Genomic DNA, 17840 nt, shown 5'->3' on the forward strand with positions numbered 1-17840 from the left:
GGATCGCTTCATGACCAAAGTCCTCGCCTGCATCGACGCCTCCACCTACGGCGCCAGCGTCTGCGACCACGCGGCATGGGCGGCGCAGAATCTTAACTGCGACGTCGAACTCCTTCACGTTCTGGACCGGGCCCCGGACGCCGTTCCCCAGGACCTGTCCGGCAGCATCGGCCTCGGGACCTCTGAGCATCTGTTGGAGGACCTGGCCAAGCTGGACGAGCATCGCGGCAAGCTGCGGATGGAGAGAGGGCGCGCCATCCTGGAAGCCGCCAAGTCCCGCGTTGAAGCCGCCGGCGTCGGCACGGTCACGACCCGGCTCCGCCACGGGGGTCTGGTCGACAACGTCCATGAACTGGAAGACGACGTCCGGCTGGTGGTGCTGGGCAAGCGTGGCGAGCGTTCGGACTTCGCCAAGGCCCATCTGGGCGGCAGCATCGAACAGGTGGTCCGGGCGACCAAGCTGCCGGTCCTGATCGCATCGCGCGAGTTCAAGCCGATCCAGCGGCTCCTGATCGCCTTCGATGGCGGCGCCAGTTCGCGCAAGGCCGTCGACTTTCTGGTCTCCGATCCCGCCTTCTCGGGCTTCGAATGCCACGTGGTGATGGCGGGTCACCCGAAGGGCGACGACGCGGCGCATCTGGCCTGGGCCCGCGACCGCCTGGCCGGCGGAGGTGGAAATCATCAGGTGCTACAGCGCGACGGCGAGCCGGAGACCGTCATCACCGACTATGTGCGTGACGAGAAGATCGATCTGCTGGTCATGGGGGCCTATGGCCACTCACCGATCCGGCGGTTCTTCGTGGGCAGCACCACGACGGCCATGATCCGGATCGCACTCCTGCCCGTCCTTCTGTTCCGCTGAGGGGAGGCAGGGGGTGCTGGACGGGTTTCCAACGCTGACAAGCGACAGGACGGCGGGCTCGGCTCCATCGCGAGGCAAGGCGTCCAGGTTCGGCCCGCCGCCGGAGGCCTGGTATCCCGTGGCCCGGGAGAAGGCGGTGCGCGCGCGGGCGACCGTTTCGCTGTTTGGGCAGGACCTGACCCTCGTTCGAGGGCCTTCGGGGGCGGTAACCCTGCCCGGCGCTCCTGGCTGGGCCATCGAGACCCGGCTGGGCATGGTGTGGGTCCGCCGCCTCGGCGATCCCGCCGCAGCGGTCCCGCCACTGATAGAGGACGAAGCGGGGACGCCGGCCTTCCCCATGATCGCCTGCTCGGAAATCGAGGTCGAAGCGGACTACGACCAGACCGTCCTGGGGCTCGTCGACCCCGCCCACGTGCCCATGGTCCACACCGCGTGGTGGTGGCGATCTTCGGATCGTCGTCGGGTCAAGACCAAACACTATACGCCGTCGCCCTTCGGCTTCACCGCGACGGCGGCGGACAGTTTCGCCTCGGCGCCGGCCTATGAGTTGGTCGGCTCGGACCGCAAGGTCACCATCGAGTTCCGGCTACCGTCGACGCGGATCGAGCGGGTCCGGGGCGGGCGACTGCGCGTTCTCAACATCACCACCGTCACCCCGATCGCGCCCGGGCGCGTGGTTCTGCGGAACGTGATCTACAGTTCGATGCGGCCGTTGCGGTGGCTGTATCCAGCCCTTTCCGCCTTGGGCCGGGCCTTTCTGGAACAGGACGCCCGCATCCTTCGCCGGCTCGACACGCATGCCAGCACGCATCAGCCTCTGCTGTTCGTCGGCGAGCCCGACCAGCCCTCCGCCTGGTATTTCCAATGCAAGATGGCCTTGGCCCGGGCGGTCGGGGCCAGGGACACTTTCATCAATCCCGTTCAGCCTTCAGTTCTGCGGTGGCGAACCTGATGGGCGGACGAGAGCCTTGGCATCATCGGCAGCAAGGCCTAGTCTCGCCGTGCCTTGGGCCGACGTCGTCGGGCCAAGCGGACCCCCCACATCCCGGGAGGTCTGAACACGGAATGACAACCCTGCGAGCGAACACGCTCGACCCGGTTCTGACCGGATCGAGCGGTAAGGTCTCGATCGGCGTGCCGAGCACGCCTCTGGGTGCGTCGTCTTCCAGTGCATCAGAACCTTCCCGTTCGAATGGCGCCCGGCGCTGTCGATCCCGCTCGCGCAATCTGCGGCGTTCGCCGCCATGCGAGGAGAGGCGATGAGTCTAATGACCCAACCCCCGACCCCAGAACACGGGCCCACCCGTTCGTTGTCCGAGGCGACCCAACTGGCTCTGAAGCTGCGAGACCTGCTGTGGCGGGTGGATCAGGTCCGCGCCGAGTTGCAGAACCCGGTCCGCGCCATGGACGACGCCACCCTGGCCGAAGTGCTCGACACGCGCGACCTGAAGGCCCTGCTGGAAGGAGCTGATCATGGGCTCGCGTGACCGCGATCTGCGCCCACCGTCGGCTAGCCTGCTGATCGAGAACGTTCTGCGGGTCCGGCCGACCGCGAGCGTCGAGGACGCCTGCCGCATCGCGCCGATGCTGGCCGATCTGCCCGTGGCAGACCTGTCTGAGCGCATGACGCAGACGAGGCGACGCCTCGGCCTCGACGACCAGGGTCGCCGGGTCGGTTCGCGGGTGCGGTCATGACCGCCGTCCGCCAGCGCCCACGGCCCGCCGCCCGGACGGCTGACCTGTCGCATGGCTACTACCGGATCGTCGCCGCGAGCCGAGGTGCTGTCGGTCAGGCTGTCGCCTATGCCGGAACTCTCAAGGTCGACGAGGCGGTGGAAGAGACCGTAGACGAAGCGGTAGCGGCGTTGAGGACGAGACTGGACCAACGGACCGAACGGTTCGAGGCCGCGCGAGACCCGAACGGCTGGCCCAGCCCGGAAGAGTATCGCGAGGCCCTCCGCGCCATTCCGGACGAACAGTCGGCGTTGATGGTGCGTCTGTTACGCGCCCACGGCCGTCAACCGGACGCCCTTGCGACCGTCAACGATCTGGGGCGGGTCGTCGGGCTCGACCCCGCCGAGGTCTGGAAGCAATATGGGCGTCTGGGCCGCAAGCTGCACGCCCATCTCCGCTTCAGCCGCCTGCGCAAATCAAGCGCAGGCCAGCGTTATGTCGTCGACTCCTTCGCGACCGTCTCGCCGATCGAGGGTTCGGAGTTGCTGGCGATCCGGCTCCGTCCCGAGATCGTGGAGGCGGTGTCGTGAGTTCGCCGCCGGGGAAGCCGACTGTGACCGAGGCCTTGTCGACCGAGGACCAGGCTGGCCTGAAGCAAACCCTGCTGGAGCGCCTCGCGGAACTTCAGCAGATCGATGCGCTGTCAGAGGACAGCCGTCGTCCCGTCGAACTGGATCAGAACAGCGTCGGCCGCCTGTCGCGCATGGACGCGATCCAGCAACAGGCCATGGCCTTCGCATCGCAGGGTCGACGCCAACACGACGCCCGCAGGATCAGCCAGGCGCTGAGCCGCATGGCGACCGGCGACTACGGCTACTGCGGCGCCTGTGGCGAGCCCATCGCCCTTCGCCGCCTTCAGCTCGATCCCACCCTGGCGATGTGCATCGTGTGCGCCTCCGAATGACCAGGATCGACCACCAGAAGCGCCGGCCCGCCGCGAACAGCGAAATGTCCGAGGCTTCACCCGCCTATGACAGCCGCCACCCCGTGCTGCACCGGGTCGTGCTGTCGCCCGCCGGGGGGCTCATCCGGATCGCGGCCTTTCGGGCGGCTGTCCCGACCACGCCGAACACAGACAAGGCCGCGCCCTCGGGCGAGCCTCACCCCCGAAAGACCTGAGCATGTCGCGCCTCGTTGAAGAACTCGACTACCGACCTACGCCCATGGGGCCGATCCAGCTTCGCCGCCGCTGGGTCTCCGCCATCGATCGCGACGTCGTCGAGGTGATCCTGGGCGATGAGCACCTGATGTCGAGCCTGTTCACCGAGGGTGAGATCGCACTGACGACCCTCGGGCTAGGACGGGCCCCGGGAGACTCCCTCCGCGTCCTCGTCGGCGGCCTGGGCCTCGGCTACACCGCACGCGCCGCCCTGGAATCCACGAAGGTCGCATCCGTCACCGTCGTCGATGCCCTGGATGCGGTGATCGACTGGCACCGGGAGGGCCTGGTGCCCATCGGTCGGTCCTTGGGTGATGATCCCCGCTGCGATCTCGTCCACGGCGACTTCTTTGCGATGTTCGACGGGGGAGCCGATCCCGAGACGCCGCTGTGGGACGTGATCCTGCTGGACATCGATCACTCGCCGGATCGCCTGCTCAATCCCGCCCATGCGCGCTTCTACCGGACAGATGGATTGCGCAGGGTGCACGCGGCGCTGACCCCCGGCGGCGTGTTCGCCCTGTGGTCCGACGATGCGCCGGACCCGACCTTCCTGGCCCGGCTCCGGTCCGTGTTCGATGAGCCAGAAGCGCACGTCGTGGAGTTCGACAACCCTCTGACGGGCACGTCGTCGCGGTGCACGATCTACGTCGCGGTCCACAGATCGTGAGCGTCCGTCGTCCTGCTTCTGGTATGACGCCCATGGCGCAAGACGCCGAGCGGGAGCCCGATGCGCTGCCGTCCGGCTTCCGCGTGCTTCAGGTCACGCCGCGTCTCGAAGGTGGCGGCGTTGAACGCGCCACCCTGGACATCAGCGCCGCGATCGTGGCCGCCGGCGGGGTGTCCTATGTCGCCACCGAGGGCGGACGCCTCGAAAGCGACCTGGAAGCGCACGGCGGCCAGGCCGTCCGGTTGCCGGTCGCCTCCAAGAACCCGATGACGATTTGGGCCAATGGCCGTCGCCTGAAGGTGCTGATCCAGACGCTTAAAATCGACCTCGTGCATGTGCGGTCTCGGGCCCCGGCCTGGTCTGCGGTATGGGCGGCGCGGCAGACCGGTGTGCCGGTGGTCTCGACCTACCACGGCATCTACAGCGCCCGCTCGCGGATGAAGCGGGCCTACAACGCCCTGATGACCCGGGCTGATCTGGTCATGGCCAACAGCCGCTTCACCCGCGACCACGTCAGCGAGCAGCACGGCGTGCCGTCCGAGCGGCTGCGCCTGGTCCCTGAAGGCATCGACATCACGCGCTTCGACCGGGGCGCCGTGGCCCCTGCGCGCGTCCACCGGTTGCGATCGCAATGGGGCCTGCGAGGCGACAACCGTCGGCTGGTTCTGCTGCCTGCACGACTGACCCGTTGGAAGGGCCAGCTAATGATGATCGAAGCCTTCGCCCAGGCCCGCGTCGAGGGCCTGGTCCTTGTCCTGGCCGGCGACCATCAGGGCCGCGATGGCTATCGCGACGAGATCGAAGCAGCGATAGCCGAGCGCGGCTTGAAGGATCAGGTGCGTTTGGTCGGCGAAGTCGACGACATGCCCGCCGCCTATCTGGCTGCCGACCTTGTGGTCACACCTTCGATCCGACCCGAGAGTTTCGGCCGCACAGCCGTGGAAGCCCAGTTGATGGGCCGCCCGGTGCTAGCCGCTGATCACGGTGCGGCGCGTGAGACGGTTTCCTGCGGTCGGACAGGCTTCCTCGTTCAGCCGGGTGACTTGGACGCCTGGACAAGCCGGTTGGTCGAGTGCGCAGATTGGTCGACCGATCGACTGGAAGACCTGGGACACACCGCCCGCCGCCGCGCCCGTCGTCGGTTCTCCCTGGAGGCGATGGCTGGCGCGACATTTCGAACGTATCGGCGAGCCGTGAGGCAGCGACGCACAAAGCGAGTCGCTCAATAATCTTGAACTCTGAGCGCTGATGACCCGCCGCTTCGCCGACGCAGGGTATGGCAGACTGATCAGAATTCCTCTGGGGGCGATTCCAAACAGGCGACATGTAGAGCCCGATCAGCCCCCCAGAACGGCGTGATGCGACGCACAGCCAAGGTCGGCCGGGCTATGAGGGGGCGCTGCTGGTTACTCCTTTTTTGGGAGCCCGACCAAGGCCGCCATCAGTTCTGGCGTCATCACGACTTGGGGCATTTTGCCCAGAAGTTCGGACGGCAGCGTGAATTCGCCTGTCAACTGCGGCTTGAAGGGAATCAGGTCGACCCCAAGGACGTGCATGAACTGGAGCATGAAGGTCGCCGGGAACGTGCCCCGACTGATCTTGTTGCGGACGCTGACCTCGGTCTCCGAGACCCCAATCGCCTGCATGCGTTTGGCGATGTCAGCGTAGGTCAGGTTCTGACGACGCTGTTCGACCCGCAGCAGGGTTCGCGCCTTCTCACGCCACGTGTTTTCGACGTCTTCAGCATCGACGGGGAGCGAGGTGGATTTGGACATAGCCATTGATGCCACTATCAGCCCGAACGATCAATCCGTGCGACCTAGACCTCTCTTGAGCGATGAAGATCGCACATACGCGACAAACTTGTTGACACGCACCGGCGCGATAGCTATCGCACATACGCGACAATTCTCCCGTATGTGCGTTGACATCATTGGCTCTCCTTCAAGGCCCGGCACATGCCGTGACGCCTATCGAGATCGCCGAACTCTCGGAGGACGAGGCGCGTGCGCTGTTTCGTCGTTATCGATTCGCCGAGAATGGCGGAGAGCCTTGTTGCAACCGTTGTGGGTCGCCGGCGGCGTGGACCTACGAGGACGGCAATCTCTACAAGTGCAAGCTGTGCCTCAGGCAGTTCACGCTGACCACCAATACACCGTTCGCCTACCGTAAGCTGCCGTTCAAGACGATCCTGTTGATCCTGGCGCAGTTCAACATCGCTTATCAGGGGCGCAGCGCCCGCGAGATCAGGCGCGACCTTCGCGCCAAGGTGAAGAACTACAAGACCATCTTCGTCTGGCTGCACAAGATCAGGTCAGCCATGCAGGCTTGGGAACGGCGCACGATCCTGACCGACGAGATCGAGATCGATGGAAAGGAGTTGAAAGGCTACATCCGCCCGAAAAACGTCCGGGGCGAAAAGGACCACTACCGCTTTCCTTTCGGTGCGCCTGATCGCACGCTGCATGTCACTCTCGCCCGGCAACGGTCCGGTCCGGCCCGCGCTTGGGTCGCCAAGCAGGAGCAGCACCCCGTTCCTCTCTTCGTCGAGGTGGTAGACCCCAAGGCCGTCGTGTTCTCTGACGGCGGCCCATGGGGCGACATCCGTTTCCACTGCGCGCTCAAGAGGGTCATCCACGAACAGCACTTTTACACGCCGGAGGCGTGCACCAACTGGGCCGAGAGCGGCTTCCGCGTGCTGTCAGGGATGCGGATGATCTATCGGCGGATCATCGGCAACTACCTGGACCTCTACGCGGCTCAACTGACCTGGCGATTGACCCACGTGAGCCACAGCCAGGACGACGGCTTCGCCGCCCTGATGGGCGCGATGATGGCGCCGGGCCGCTCGCCCATGGCTGGCTACTTCCTCAAGAAGAAGGACGGGGGCAGCAAGCGCCGGTGCCAGATCGTCGACGAAACCGGCAAGTCGGCGGAATGGAGCCCCCCCAGCAACGAAGAGCGCCGCAGGGCGCGCAAGGAGGCGCGGCGCCAGACCGGAGAGCCGAAAACCCCGCGACTGGCCGATGCCCGGTCCGCGACTCGCTGGCGCGAGGGCTTTGAGTTCATGTCGGCGGCCCAGTTCATGGACAACCCGAAGGCGATGCCCTTGAGCCCGGGCGTCTATGGCCTGTTTCTTCGGAGCGGCGAACGCCTGTTCAATTTGGCGGGCTACTTCCCTGACCCGCAACTGCCGGCTTGGGACCACGGCGTGTGGCGGAACGGCTACATCGGGCAGGGCTACAGCCTGCGCGAACGGGTCACGGCCCACCTCCTCGGCGACATCGACGACTCGCCGTTCCGGCAGTCTGTTCTGGCGATCCATTGGATCGCCGCGACCGGCGAGGTCGGCGATCTCCGAAGCCGTCAGGCGAGCGAGGCCGCCCTGAATGAGTGGCTGCGGCGCGAAGTCATGATCGGCTACAAGGTGTGCGGCTATCACAGGGCGGTGGAGAAGGAGATGCTGAAGCGCACCGCCGCCCCGCTGAACATCGGCGACCGCACCCCTTCGCCGTTTGGCCGTCTGCTCTCGAACGTGCGCCAGCGCTTCCGCGAAGCGGTGGCCGCCGGATGGGAGCCGCCTCCGCCTAAGAACCGTCCCCGCCAACGCCGCTGACGCGTCCGTCGCCGGTTTGTCGTGACCTGAGCGCCCATCGCGGCGGCTGACCCCCGTCGTTCACCAGGCCGCGCGTCGCGCGTTGCAAGGCCGCGTTGATAGCGCCGTAGGCCTGCACGTGAGCGGGGCCGTCATCGATGCTGAGGTCATGGCGCTCGACGATGCGATCCAGCATCTCGCGGACCGTCAGCCAATCATCCGCGCCTCTCAGAACATCGAAGGCCGCGTCAGCCCATCCATGCGGCGGCCGGTTCGGTCCCCGGCGGAGCGGTCTGATCAGCTTTTCCTGCTCGGGGTCCCAGTCGGGCTCGAACATCTGGATGACGTAAATGACATGAGGGAGGGCCTGCCTGATCTCTTCGGCCCTCGCTTCCCGTTCGCCAGCCTGGGCGACGAAGGCGTCTCCGCCTCTCCACTTTCTCTGCCGCAGTTTCGGTGGGTTCTCGATCCACCTTAGTTCGCCACCCAAGCGCGCGTAGAGCGTCTTGAGGTGACCCGTCAGCTGCTTCCCGCTGTTTTTCCTGCCAAGCGCCACGTCAGCCCTCGAACTGCCGAGGGAACCGACTTATTCCAGCCTAGGTGTGTTTGCTACCCATAGCCGCGCACTACGGCCTTCGGCCGACTTCACCCGCGAACCCTCACCCTTTCGCCTTAGCCAATCGCTGACGCTCTTGGAGGCTCAAGCCCTCTCCCATCAGGAGAGGGCTAGCGCGCGTTGACGGCGGCGGCGGGAAAGTCGCTGAACACGGCGTCGACGCCCAGCGCGTAGATCATCTTCAGCCAGCCTTCCAGATCGCCGTGATCTGCGGGCGCGTCGCCCACGCGATATTGCGCGGGCAGGAATAGGTTCTCCGCCCGGAAGGTCCAGACCACGACCTTCAGGCCTGCCGCATGGGCGTCGACCGTCAGGGGCGAGGCGGCCAGCGCGCGGCCTGCGTCGTCGCGCGGCACGACCATTAAATCCTGCACCCCGACCGCCTCGGCGTAACGGGCGATCTCCGCCAGACCCTGCGGCGTGGCCATCTCGGCATAGGTCGCGCCGGGTCGATCAGCGGGGCCGCCGCCCGCCTGCATCAGTTGCAGCAGGGGGGCGCCGATGTGCGCCTTCAACCGCTCCAGCGTCCCGACCTCGAAGCACTGGATCAGGATGGGGGCGTCGACGCCGGTCAGACCGTGACGCTCCAGCGCGGCGACGAAGGCGTCCTCCATCGGCAGGCCAAGGGCGGCGAAGTGGCTGGGGTGCTTCAGTTCGGGCGCGACGCCGATGACGCGGCCGGTGCGGGCGCTGGCCTCACGCGCGATCTCGACCACGTCGTCGAAGGTCAGGATCGGCTCCTGACCGTCATAGGCGGCCGAGGCGGGGCGCAGGGCGGGCAGGCGCTCGCGGGCGCGCAGGGTCTTCAGCTCGGCGAGGGTGAAGTCTTCGGTGAACCAGCCGGTGATGGGCACGCCGTCCACCTCGCGGGTGGTGCGGCGTGCGGCGAACTCGGGACGGTCGGCGACGTCGGTGGTCTCGCCGATCTCGTTCTCGTGGCGGACGACCAGATGACCGTCGCGGGTCATGACCAGATCGGGCTCGATGAAGTCGGCGCCCTGTTCAATCGCCAGCTCATAGGCGGCGCGGGTGTGTTCGGGCCGCTCGCCAGAGGCGCCCCGGTGGGCGATGACGATGGGCTTGGCGAGAGGAGCGGACATGGCCGGTTGGCTCGACGACAGGAGGACGGCGGTCAGGATGGCGGCGATCATGGCCGAAGGGTAGGGGCCGGACGTGACAGGCGCGTGATCGCGTGACCCTCTCCCGGCGGGAGAGGGCTTGAGCGCGCGGCGGCGCAGCCGTCGCCCTTGCGCGACCCGTAAGGGCGGTGCGTAGCAGCCAAAGGGTGAGGGGCTAAGGTATCCGTTCGAGCGCTGAGTGACGGCTAACGCCGACTTCACCCGTGAACCCTCACCCTTTCGCCTTGCCAATCGCTTCGCTCTTGGAGGCTCAAGCCCTCTCCCATCGGGAGAGGGTGACGTCAGGCCTCGCGCAGGATCTTGCGCAGCTTGGCCTGGATTTCGGGGTTGCCCGCGACGATCTGCTTGCCGTTCATCGGGTCGCCGTCCTGGTCGATGGCGGTGACGACGCCGCCGGCCTCAGTGACCAGCAGGATGCCCGCCGCCACGTCCCACGGCTGCAGGTTGCGCTCGAAATAGGCGTCGTAGCGGCCCGCGGCGACCCAGGCGAAGTCCAGCGAGGCGGCGCCCAGGCGGCGAATGCCCGCGACGCGCTGGCCGACGGCGTGGATGTCCTTGATGGCCTGGCCGTGGCCGGTCTTGCCGATGAAGGGCAGGCCCGTGGCGATCAGGCACTCGGCCATGTCGGCGCGTCCGGCGATGCGGATGCGGGTGTCGTTCAGATAGCAGCCCTTGCCCTTTTCAGCCCAGAACATCTCGTTCATGACCGGGTTGTAGGTGACGCAGGCCACGATCTCGGACGTGCCGTCAGGGTGCTTGCGCTCCAGACCCACCGTGATGGCGAAGTGGGGCATGGCGTGCATGAAGTTGGTGGTTCCGTCGATCGGGTCGACGATCCAGGTGTGGGTCTTGTCGGTGCCCTCGACCATGCCGCGCTCTTCGCCCAGGAAGCCGTAGCCGGGACGGGCCTTCAGCAGCAGTTCGAACAGGGTCTGTTCGGCCTTGACGTCGGCGGCGGTGACGAAGTCGCCGGGGCCCTTGCGGGACACCTGCAGCTGGGACACCTCGCCGAAATCCCGGAGCATCGGGCGGGCGGTCTTGCGGACGGCGTCCATCATGACCTGGAGCAGGGCGGAAGCGAGGGCCATAGGCGGTTCTCCTGATCCGTCGATCCTCAAAAGCCTGCGGCCCGGATGGACGGAGAAGCAAAAGGGGCGCGGACCATCCGCGCCCCTGTAGTCTTTACAGCGCCCGGCCTTGGCCGGGAATGACGGCGTTTGTTAGTCCGCGCGGCGGACGTATTCGCCGGTCGAGGTGTCGACGACGATCTTCTCGCCCGTCGACATGAAGGGCGGGATCATGACGCGGATGCCGTTCGAGGCCTTGGCGGGCTTGTAGGACGACGAGGCGGTCTGGCCCTTCACGGTCGGCTCGGTCTCGACGACTTCCAGCACGACCTGTTCCGGCAGTTCCAGGCCGATCGGACGGTCTTCGTGCGACTCGATGACGACCTTCATGCCTTCCTGCAGGTAGGGGATGCGGTCTTCGCCGACCCAGCCCTTTTGCAGTTCGATCTGCTCATAGGACTCGTCGTCCATGAAGACGAGCGTTTCGCCGTTGTCGAACAGGTAGGAGTAGTCGCGCTGTTCCAGCGTGACGCGCTCGACCTTGTCTTCCGAGCGGAAGCGTTCGTTCAGCTTGTTGCCGGTTTCGAGGTTCTTGGCCTCGACGTTGGCGAAGGCGCCGCCCTTGCCGGGCTTGACGTGGCTGGCCTTGGTGACGACCCACAGGCCGCCATTGTGTTGCAGGACCATGCCGGGCTTGATGGTGTTGGCGTTGATTTTCATGAGAACCGTAGGGCTCGTTGCTGGGGGGCGGCAGGCGCCGACCGCCAGGGCGTGGCGCGCCAAATCGCGGCGAGCCCTAGAGGATCAAGCGAAAAAGGGCAATGGCGCTGCTCGGCGACCCGCGGATTCAGGCGGCGTCGTCCAGGCCGCGTTCCGCCTGATTGGCCAGGCGCACCCCCATGCCTGTGGGGGCTGCCAGCTTGCCTGCGCCGGGATCCAGCTTGCGCGCCTCATGAGCGAAGGCGGCGGCCAGACCGGCTGAGGACATGGCGGCCAGAATCTGGGTCCAGCGGCCAGTAGGCCGCGCCGCCAGCCAGACGGCGTTGACCGCCTGGGCGACCGCCCACAGACCCATTGCAGTGTTGCGGCCGGGACGGGCGGGGGCGTTCCACACGCGCAGGGCCGACAGGGTGGTGGCCGAGAAGACGGCGGGCAGGATCAGGCTGAACGGTCCGCGCGGCCGCTCGGTGATCGGACCCTCGCGTTTTCGGGCGCCGGTCAGGCCGCGTGTCTGCGGGGGAACGGCGCGGGTCGCCACAGCCGTCGCCGCCAGGGCGAAGCCGACAGTCAGCGCGGCGCCCAGGGCGACGTGCCGCCAGTCGCGGCCTTCGGCGTTGAGAAAATCCGCTGCGTGGTCGCGGGCGGCGTCGAGGGCGTCGTCCATGCTGCTCATGCAGCCAAGAACAACCGGGCGCGGCGGACGTTCCCGCCCTCCGACGCCGCGCCCGGTCTTCGGATCAGTTCCCGGTGGCGGCGCCGTCGGTGGTGATTTCCTTCATGGCCGACTGCAGATAGTTCTGCGCGCCCATCAGCTTGATCAGGCTGTGTTGGTTCTCGAGGAAGTCGATGTGCTCCTCGGTGTCGGCCAGGATTTTCAGCAGCAGGTCGCGGCTGACGTAGTCGCGGGCTTCTTCGCACTGGGTCAGGGCGTCGCGGGTGGCGGCGCGGCTGTCGATTTCCAGCTGCAGGTCGGCGCCCAGGCATTCGATGGGGTCTTCGCCGACCTTCAGCTTGTGCAGATCCTGCAGGTTGGGCAGGCCGTCCAGGAACAGGATGCGTTTGATCAGCATGTCGGCGTGCTTCATCTCGCCGATCGATTCTTCGTAGATGACGTTGCCCAGGTGCGCGAGGCCCCAGCTTTCGAACATGCGGGCGTGCAGGAAATACTGGTTCACCGCCGTCAGTTCGTTGGTCAGCACCGCGTTGAGGGTGCGGATGATCGCGGGATCGCCCTTCATGATCGTCGTCCTTGTTTCAGCGGCGGCGAAAGCGACGTCGGCGCGACGACAGGGCCTTTCGGCCGCCCGTAAGGACTTCATAACACGACGGAAACGCCGTGGATTATTTGCGAGTTCTTATCACTGCATTGATAATGCGAGTGAAATCCGCTTTCAAAATCCGCCTCTATTCGGCGGCGATGGCGAAGGCGGCCTGGGTTTCCTGGATCATCTGGCGCATCTCGCAGACGCATTTGGCGCACTGAGGCGCGCACTGGTGGCTGGCGAAGATGTCCTTGGGACGGTTGGCGCCCGCCTCGATGGCGAGGGCGACGTCACGCTGGCGAAGACCGTTACAGTTGCAGACGTACAAGGCGAGGCACCCGGAACACTGAGAATGGCTCGCTATAGCACTTATTAAGGCGGGTGCAAATCATTCGCATGCACATGCGACATTGACGACGACGGCGGCGACGGGCAGGGCTCGGCCATGGCTCGTCAACCGCAAATTCCCGCCCGCCCGGCCTGCCGGCTGTACCTGATCACGCCGGCCGCCATCCCGGACCTGGAGGCGTTCGCCGCAGAGCTGGAGGCCGCTCTGGCGGCAGGCGACTGCGCCGCCCTGCAGATTCGCCTGAAGGCGGCCTCGGACGAGGAGATTCGTGCGGCCGTCGCCCGGCTGAAGCCGATCTGCCAGGCGCATGACGTGGCCCTGATCCTGAACGATCGGCCGGACCTGGCGCGCGCCACGGGCTGCGACGGCGTGCACGTGGGGCAGGAGGACGCCTCCCTGGCCGAGGCGCGGCGCATCATGGGCGAGGGCGCCATGATCGGCGTCACCTGCCACGACAGCCGCCACCTGGCGATGGAGGCGGCCGAGGGCGGGGCCGACTATGTGGCCTTCGGCGCCTTCTTCCCGACGCAGACCAAGGACGTCGCCCATCACGCCGAACCGGAGATCCTGACCATCTGGCAAGAGACGATGGAGGTTCCCTGTGTCGCCATCGGCGGCGTTACGGTCGAAAACGCCGGGGCCATCGCAGCGGCCGGCGCCGACTTCGTGGCGGTCAGCGCCGGGGTCTGGCGCCATCCTGACGGCCCGGCGGCGGCCGTGCGCGCTTTCGATGAGGCGCTGCGAACCGCGTATTGATCCTAGGGTCACGCTTCAGGGGATGTTTAGGAACGCGCGCGAAGATCAGGGCCTAAGACTCTAGTTCTAGGCCGGATTGATGAGCATGAGCCGCGCGCTCCAAAGAGGAGAAGTCGCATTGGACGCGACGGGCAAGGGGACCGCTCCGGTTGAAACCCTGGCGCCGCCGAACGCCGACTTCTTCCGCCGACCGCTGGCTCCGATGCTGACCGCGCTGGGCGTGGCCGTGCTGGTGGTTCTCGCGATCAGCTTCGCTCGCGCCAACGGTCTGGTCGCCGCCCTGTGGGGCGCCGGCGGCCTGGCTATGGCTGTATGGCTGCGCGGCGGCCGCGGCCTGCAATACGACCTAGGTTTCGGCGTCCTGCTGCTGGCGGGCGTCTTTGCCGGCGAGATACTGGCGGGCAACGGTCCGTCGCTGTCGATCCTCTTCACCCTGACCAATCTGCTGGAGATCGTGCTGGCGGTCGTGCTGACGCGCCGTGTGGTCACGGGGTTGCATGTCGACAGCGTGCAAGGCCTGGCGCGTTTCCTGGCCGTATGCGCGATCGCGCCCTTGCCGTCGGCCCTGATCGCCGCCGTGGCCCTGTTCAATATGGCGGACCAGAACTTCCTGGACGCCTTGCGTATCTGGTGGAGCGGCCATGCCCTGGGCTTCGCCGTGATCGGCGTGTTCGGACTGAGCCTGCGCAAGACGCATCTCAGGATGCTGAAGCAGCCCGCGCGCCTGGCCGAGGCTATCGGGTTGGGCGTGCTGCTCGCCAGCGCCTGCTACGCCATCTTTTCGCATATGAGCCTGCCTTACGGCTTTCTGCTGTTGCCGTTGATCGTGCTCGCGGCGGTGCGCTTTCGCGTGATCGGCGCGGCCTGGGCCTTGCTGGTGGTGTCGGTGGTGGCCATCGGCGGCACCATGGCCGGGCACGGTCCCTATCATCAGTTCGATCCCGAGGATCGCGCCCTGCTGGCGCAGTTGCTGATCCTGCTGGGCTATATGCCGATCCTGATGGTCGCCGCCCTGTTGGAAGAGCGTGACGGGCTGATGCAGCGCGCCAGGGAAGGACGGCTGCGGGCCGAGCGCGCCTCGGCGGCCAAGTCGCGGCTGCTGGCCAATGTGGCCCATGAGATCAAGAGCCCGATCGGCGGCGTCATCGGCATCGGCGAACTGTGGGCCGGAGGGCACCTGGGCGCCGCCACGCCCAACCAGGTCGAGATGGCGCAGATGCTGGTCAAGACGGCCCGCCAGGTCGAGGCCCTGACCCACGATCTGCTTGACGTGGCGCGGGCCGAGGCGGGCGCGGTCAAGGTGGATATTCGCCCGACCGATGTCGCCGGCGTGCTGGAGGATGTCCGCCGCAGCCTGTTGCTGAATCCTGAAGCGGCGGCGGTGAAGATCGACGTCGTGGCCGCCAGCGATCACCTGGTGGCGCGGGCCGATTCCCAGCGTCTGACGCAGGTGGTCGGCAATCTGGCCAACAACGCCGTCAAATACGGCGCCTCGGGCGGGCTGGTCGTCCTGCGCGCGGCCTGGAGCGGCGACCGCGTCCGTATCGAGGTCACGGACCGAGGGCCGGGTCTCTCGGACGAGAAGCAGGCGCAACTGTTCGAGCCCTTCAACCGTCTGGGCCTCGAGCGTTCGGCCATTGAGGGGCATGGCGTCGGCCTGACCCTGGCCAAGCGGCTGGTCGAACTGCAGGGCGGCGAGATCGGCGTGATTTCGGCGCCGGGGCATGGCGCGACCTTCTGGGTGGAGCTGCCGGGCGCCTGATCCGGCGGGCGCGATGGCCGCTTGACCCGGTGCGGCCCCGGCCGTCAATGTCGTTGTCATGAAAGCCGTATTCGTCGCCGCCCTGTCGCTCGCCGCTCCTCTGGCCCTGTCCGCGACGCCCGCCGCCGCGCAGCAGGATCCGGCCGAGCGCGCCCGTATCGAAGAGTTGACGCGCCGCCTGAACGGCGCGCCGCCCGCGCCGCAAAGAGCGACGACGCCCGCTGCGCAGCCGACGCCCCAACCTGCGCGCCAGGCTGCGCCCCAGCCGACGCCTCAGCCGACGCAGCGCGCGGTTGCGCCGCAGGGGCGGGAGCGACCGGCCCCGCCGCCCGCCGCCGCCCGTCAGGATCCTGCAGAACGGGCCCGCATTGAGGAGCTGACGCGTCGTCTGAATGGCGCGCCGCCTTCGGCCGGTTCGACTGCGCCTTCATCCGCCGCGCCGTCTCAGCCGCCGCAGGCTCAGCGTCCTCCCGCCCAGACTCCTCCGGCCCAGATTCCCCCGGTTCAGCCGACACAGGCTCAGCAGGCGCCCGTCGCGGCGCCCAGGCCGCAACCGGCGCCCCAACCGGCTTCGTCCGCGCCGCAGCGCGCGCCGGCGCCTGTTGCAACGCCGACGCCAGCTCCGGCTCCGGCAGCGCCGATCCGCAGAACTGAGCCCGTTCCGGCGCCGACGCCGCAAGGCTTGAGCGCCGCCGAGCGCGCCGCTCTGCCGTTCATCATTGATCTGCCGCCGGGCTTCCAGCTGGTCGAGGGCCGTGCGGCGCCGGGCGCTCAGGTCTACTCGGCGCGAAAGGCGGGCAAGACCTATTTGATGATCTACGCCGGGCCGACGTCGCAGTTTCCCATCTACGACGGGGACCATGTGACGGTCGGCAGCCGCGTTTCGGTGGTGACGACTGAAGGCCAGCGCCGCATCGCCATGGAGCACCTGTTCCAGCGCGCGACTGAACCCGCCGAAATCCACGTCTGGGTGATGGCCCAGGACGGCGCCGACCGCGACGAGGCCGAGCGCATCGCCCAGACCGTCGACCCGAAGTAGAGTCCTATTTCTCGGACCAGACGGCCAGTTCGTTGCCGGATGGGTCGCGGAAGTGGAAGCGCCGCCCGCCGGGGAAGGCGAAGATGGCGTGGGTGATCGCGCCGCCCGCCGCCTCGACCTTGGCCTGCATGGCCTCCAGATCGTTGGCGTACAGGATGGGCAGCGGCTTGGGTGTCATGGCGTCAGGCGTGAAGCCGCCGTCCAGCCCTTCGCTGAACGCCGCATAGGCCGGGCCGTAGTCCTTGAAGCGCCAGCCGAACGCCTGGGCGTAGAAAGCCTTATGCGTCGTCAGGTCGGTCGCGGGCAGTTCGAGATAATCCAGCTTGCCGTCTTCGCGCATGGCGAGTCTCCGAGAGAAATGGAGGCGGACGCTTGCACGAAGGCCGACTCTGCGCAAACCTGCAAATGGTTCGCAAATGCAGGAGTCGCCCCATGATCGTCCTGAGCGCCGGATGCGCCTCACTGGCCTCGCTGATGCAGCGGGAGGCGGATGGAAGACGCGGGCCTGAAATGAAACGGGCGCCGATCGAATCCGATCGACGCCCGCGTCTGATCTCAAAGAACGGCGCGGATCAGCGCGCCGTCTGGGTCTCGCCCGCACGCCACACGCGATAGCGCACTTCGACGTCCGACGGGGTGTAGACCACCACCGGCAGGCGCGAGTTATAGCGGATCAGCGGCTGCTCCTGCGTCGTCACGAAGGCTTCGCGCTCCGAGCCGGGCGGGCAGCCCATCAGGGTGCTGGCCGCATTCCCCAGCGCGGGCAGGACATAGTAGTCGTAGCCCCAGCCCTGGGCTGTGCGGGTCTCCAGGCTGCCGCCGAAGAACTGGCGATTGCAGTCGACGGTCTTGGTCTTGCCGAGGATCAGTTCGACCTTCAGCGCGTCCTCGTCCGCCTGGGCGGGCAGGTTGATGACATGGCGGGTCTGACCCGCCGTCGCGGCCGGGAAGGCCTTGAGGTCGGCGGACCCGGCCTGGCCGGTCGCGGAGTTGTTCTGGGTCATGGCGCCTTCAGCCTGGGCGGTGGCGCAGGCGGTCAGGCTGAGGGCGGCGACGCCGGCGGCGAGCAGGGCGGGGAGTTTCAAGGGGGAGGGCTCCACAGTCACTAAG

Annotated in this window: 23 protein-coding genes; 13 read left to right on the forward strand and 10 right to left on the reverse strand. The window is 67.1% G+C overall.

Annotated features, from left to right (window positions below; translation table 11 throughout):
• The first annotated feature begins 10 nt into the window (after positions 1-10).
• The 9 genes from BJP32_RS09645 (at position 11) to BJP32_RS09680 (ending at position 5654) form a co-directional block, all read left to right on the forward strand.
• On the forward strand, positions 11-862 hold the full coding sequence (locus BJP32_RS09645) for a universal stress protein (RefSeq protein WP_046653168.1): 852 nt from the start codon (positions 11-13) through the stop codon (positions 860-862).
• 118 nt (positions 863-980) lie between these two features.
• Positions 981-1814 (forward strand): hypothetical protein, encoded by an 834-nt coding sequence (locus BJP32_RS09650; protein WP_052748041.1) that lies wholly within the window; start codon positions 981-983, stop codon positions 1812-1814.
• A 316-nt stretch (positions 1815-2130) separates the two neighbouring features.
• Complete coding sequence (locus BJP32_RS17140; RefSeq protein WP_143255451.1) at positions 2131-2349, forward strand: hypothetical protein; 219 nt, start codon at positions 2131-2133, stop codon at positions 2347-2349.
• Entirely contained in the window at positions 2336-2557 is a 222-nt protein-coding gene (locus BJP32_RS09655; protein ID WP_046653169.1) for a hypothetical protein, read from the forward strand. Before BJP32_RS17140 ends, BJP32_RS09655 begins: the two co-directional genes overlap by 14 nt.
• Positions 2554-3126 carry a hypothetical protein gene (locus BJP32_RS09660; RefSeq protein ID WP_046653170.1) on the forward strand — a complete coding sequence of 191 codons (573 nt, stop codon included), beginning with the start codon at positions 2554-2556 and terminating at the stop codon, positions 3124-3126. Before BJP32_RS09655 ends, BJP32_RS09660 begins: the two co-directional genes overlap by 4 nt.
• 23 nt (positions 3127-3149) lie before the next feature.
• Positions 3150-3500, forward strand: coding sequence for a TraR/DksA C4-type zinc finger protein (locus BJP32_RS09665; RefSeq protein ID WP_198935274.1), 351 nt, complete (start codon positions 3150-3152; stop codon positions 3498-3500).
• Positions 3497-3715 carry a hypothetical protein gene (locus BJP32_RS09670; RefSeq protein WP_076223834.1) on the forward strand — a complete coding sequence of 73 codons (219 nt, stop codon included), beginning with the start codon at positions 3497-3499 and terminating at the stop codon, positions 3713-3715. The genes BJP32_RS09665 and BJP32_RS09670 overlap by 4 nt, the downstream gene beginning before the upstream one ends.
• Before the next feature lie 2 nt (positions 3716-3717).
• Positions 3718-4425 carry a hypothetical protein gene (locus BJP32_RS09675; protein ID WP_198935275.1) on the forward strand — a complete coding sequence of 236 codons (708 nt, stop codon included), beginning with the start codon at positions 3718-3720 and terminating at the stop codon, positions 4423-4425.
• A 32-nt stretch (positions 4426-4457) separates the two neighbouring features.
• Positions 4458-5654 (forward strand): glycosyltransferase family 4 protein, encoded by a 1197-nt coding sequence (locus tag BJP32_RS09680; protein ID WP_046653398.1) that lies wholly within the window; start codon positions 4458-4460, stop codon positions 5652-5654.
• 177 nt (positions 5655-5831) lie between these two features.
• On the opposite strand, the gene BJP32_RS09685 is transcribed toward BJP32_RS09680, so the two are convergent.
• Entirely contained in the window at positions 5832-6200 is a 369-nt protein-coding gene (locus BJP32_RS09685; protein WP_046653171.1) for a DUF6471 domain-containing protein, read from the reverse strand.
• Positions 6201-6388: 188 nt separating this feature from the next.
• On the opposite strand from BJP32_RS09685, the gene BJP32_RS09690 reads away from it, so the two are divergent.
• Positions 6389-8041, forward strand: a complete 1653-nt coding sequence (locus tag BJP32_RS09690) for a transposase (protein ID WP_046653172.1) — start codon at positions 6389-6391, stop codon at positions 8039-8041.
• On the opposite strand, the gene BJP32_RS09695 is transcribed toward BJP32_RS09690, so the two are convergent.
• From BJP32_RS09695 to BJP32_RS09725, 7 genes are all read right to left on the reverse strand, one after another.
• Entirely contained in the window at positions 8013-8576 is a 564-nt protein-coding gene (locus BJP32_RS09695; protein WP_046653174.1) for a hypothetical protein, read from the reverse strand. The genes BJP32_RS09690 and BJP32_RS09695 overlap by 29 nt on opposite strands.
• A gap of 170 nt (positions 8577-8746) precedes the next feature.
• Positions 8747-9787, reverse strand: coding sequence for a glycerophosphodiester phosphodiesterase (locus tag BJP32_RS09700; protein WP_076223838.1), 1041 nt, complete (start codon positions 9785-9787; stop codon positions 8747-8749).
• A gap of 269 nt (positions 9788-10056) precedes the next feature.
• Positions 10057-10863: an inositol monophosphatase family protein gene (locus BJP32_RS09705; protein WP_040345821.1), complete on the reverse strand. Its 807-nt coding sequence runs from the start codon at positions 10861-10863 to the stop codon at positions 10057-10059.
• Positions 10864-10995: 132 nt separating this feature from the next.
• A complete protein-coding gene (efp, locus tag BJP32_RS09710) occupies positions 10996-11562 on the reverse strand; it encodes an elongation factor P (RefSeq protein WP_076223839.1) in 567 nt (188 codons plus the stop codon).
• A 127-nt stretch (positions 11563-11689) separates the two neighbouring features.
• Positions 11690-12226 (reverse strand): TspO protein, encoded by a 537-nt coding sequence (locus tag BJP32_RS09715; RefSeq protein WP_223850832.1) that lies wholly within the window; start codon positions 12224-12226, stop codon positions 11690-11692.
• Between the two features lie 73 nt (positions 12227-12299).
• Positions 12300-12800 (reverse strand): bacterioferritin, encoded by a 501-nt coding sequence (gene bfr / locus BJP32_RS09720; protein ID WP_040345814.1) that lies wholly within the window; start codon positions 12798-12800, stop codon positions 12300-12302.
• A gap of 166 nt (positions 12801-12966) precedes the next feature.
• Positions 12967-13152: a bacterioferritin-associated ferredoxin gene (locus tag BJP32_RS09725; protein WP_003165676.1), complete on the reverse strand. Its 186-nt coding sequence runs from the start codon at positions 13150-13152 to the stop codon at positions 12967-12969.
• Positions 13153-13269: 117 nt separating this feature from the next.
• Between BJP32_RS09725 and thiE the strand changes: the two genes are divergently transcribed.
• The 3 genes from thiE (at position 13270) to BJP32_RS17145 (ending at position 16730) form a co-directional block, all read left to right on the forward strand.
• Entirely contained in the window at positions 13270-13929 is a 660-nt protein-coding gene (thiE, locus tag BJP32_RS09730; RefSeq protein ID WP_076223843.1) for a thiamine phosphate synthase, read from the forward strand.
• Between the two features lie 85 nt (positions 13930-14014).
• On the forward strand, positions 14015-15691 hold the full coding sequence (locus tag BJP32_RS09735) for a HAMP domain-containing sensor histidine kinase (protein ID WP_232464037.1): 1677 nt from the start codon (positions 14015-14017) through the stop codon (positions 15689-15691).
• A 58-nt stretch (positions 15692-15749) separates the two neighbouring features.
• Positions 15750-16730 (forward strand): hypothetical protein, encoded by a 981-nt coding sequence (locus BJP32_RS17145; RefSeq protein WP_143255452.1) that lies wholly within the window; start codon positions 15750-15752, stop codon positions 16728-16730.
• A gap of 4 nt (positions 16731-16734) precedes the next feature.
• On the opposite strand, the gene BJP32_RS09745 is transcribed toward BJP32_RS17145, so the two are convergent.
• Both BJP32_RS09745 and eco read right to left on the reverse strand, forming a co-directional pair.
• The gene (locus tag BJP32_RS09745; RefSeq protein WP_046653358.1) at positions 16735-17070 is read right to left on the reverse strand and encodes a VOC family protein; all 336 of its coding nucleotides are present in this window, start codon (positions 17068-17070) and stop codon (positions 16735-16737) included.
• Positions 17071-17302: 232 nt separating this feature from the next.
• Positions 17303-17815, reverse strand: a complete 513-nt coding sequence (gene eco, locus BJP32_RS09750; protein ID WP_076223847.1) for a serine protease inhibitor ecotin — start codon at positions 17813-17815, stop codon at positions 17303-17305.
• Positions 17816-17840 lie beyond the last annotated feature (25 nt).

Source organism: Brevundimonas sp. ZS04 (genome assembly GCF_001956865.1).
GTDB lineage: Bacteria > Pseudomonadota > Alphaproteobacteria > Caulobacterales > Caulobacteraceae > Brevundimonas > Brevundimonas diminuta.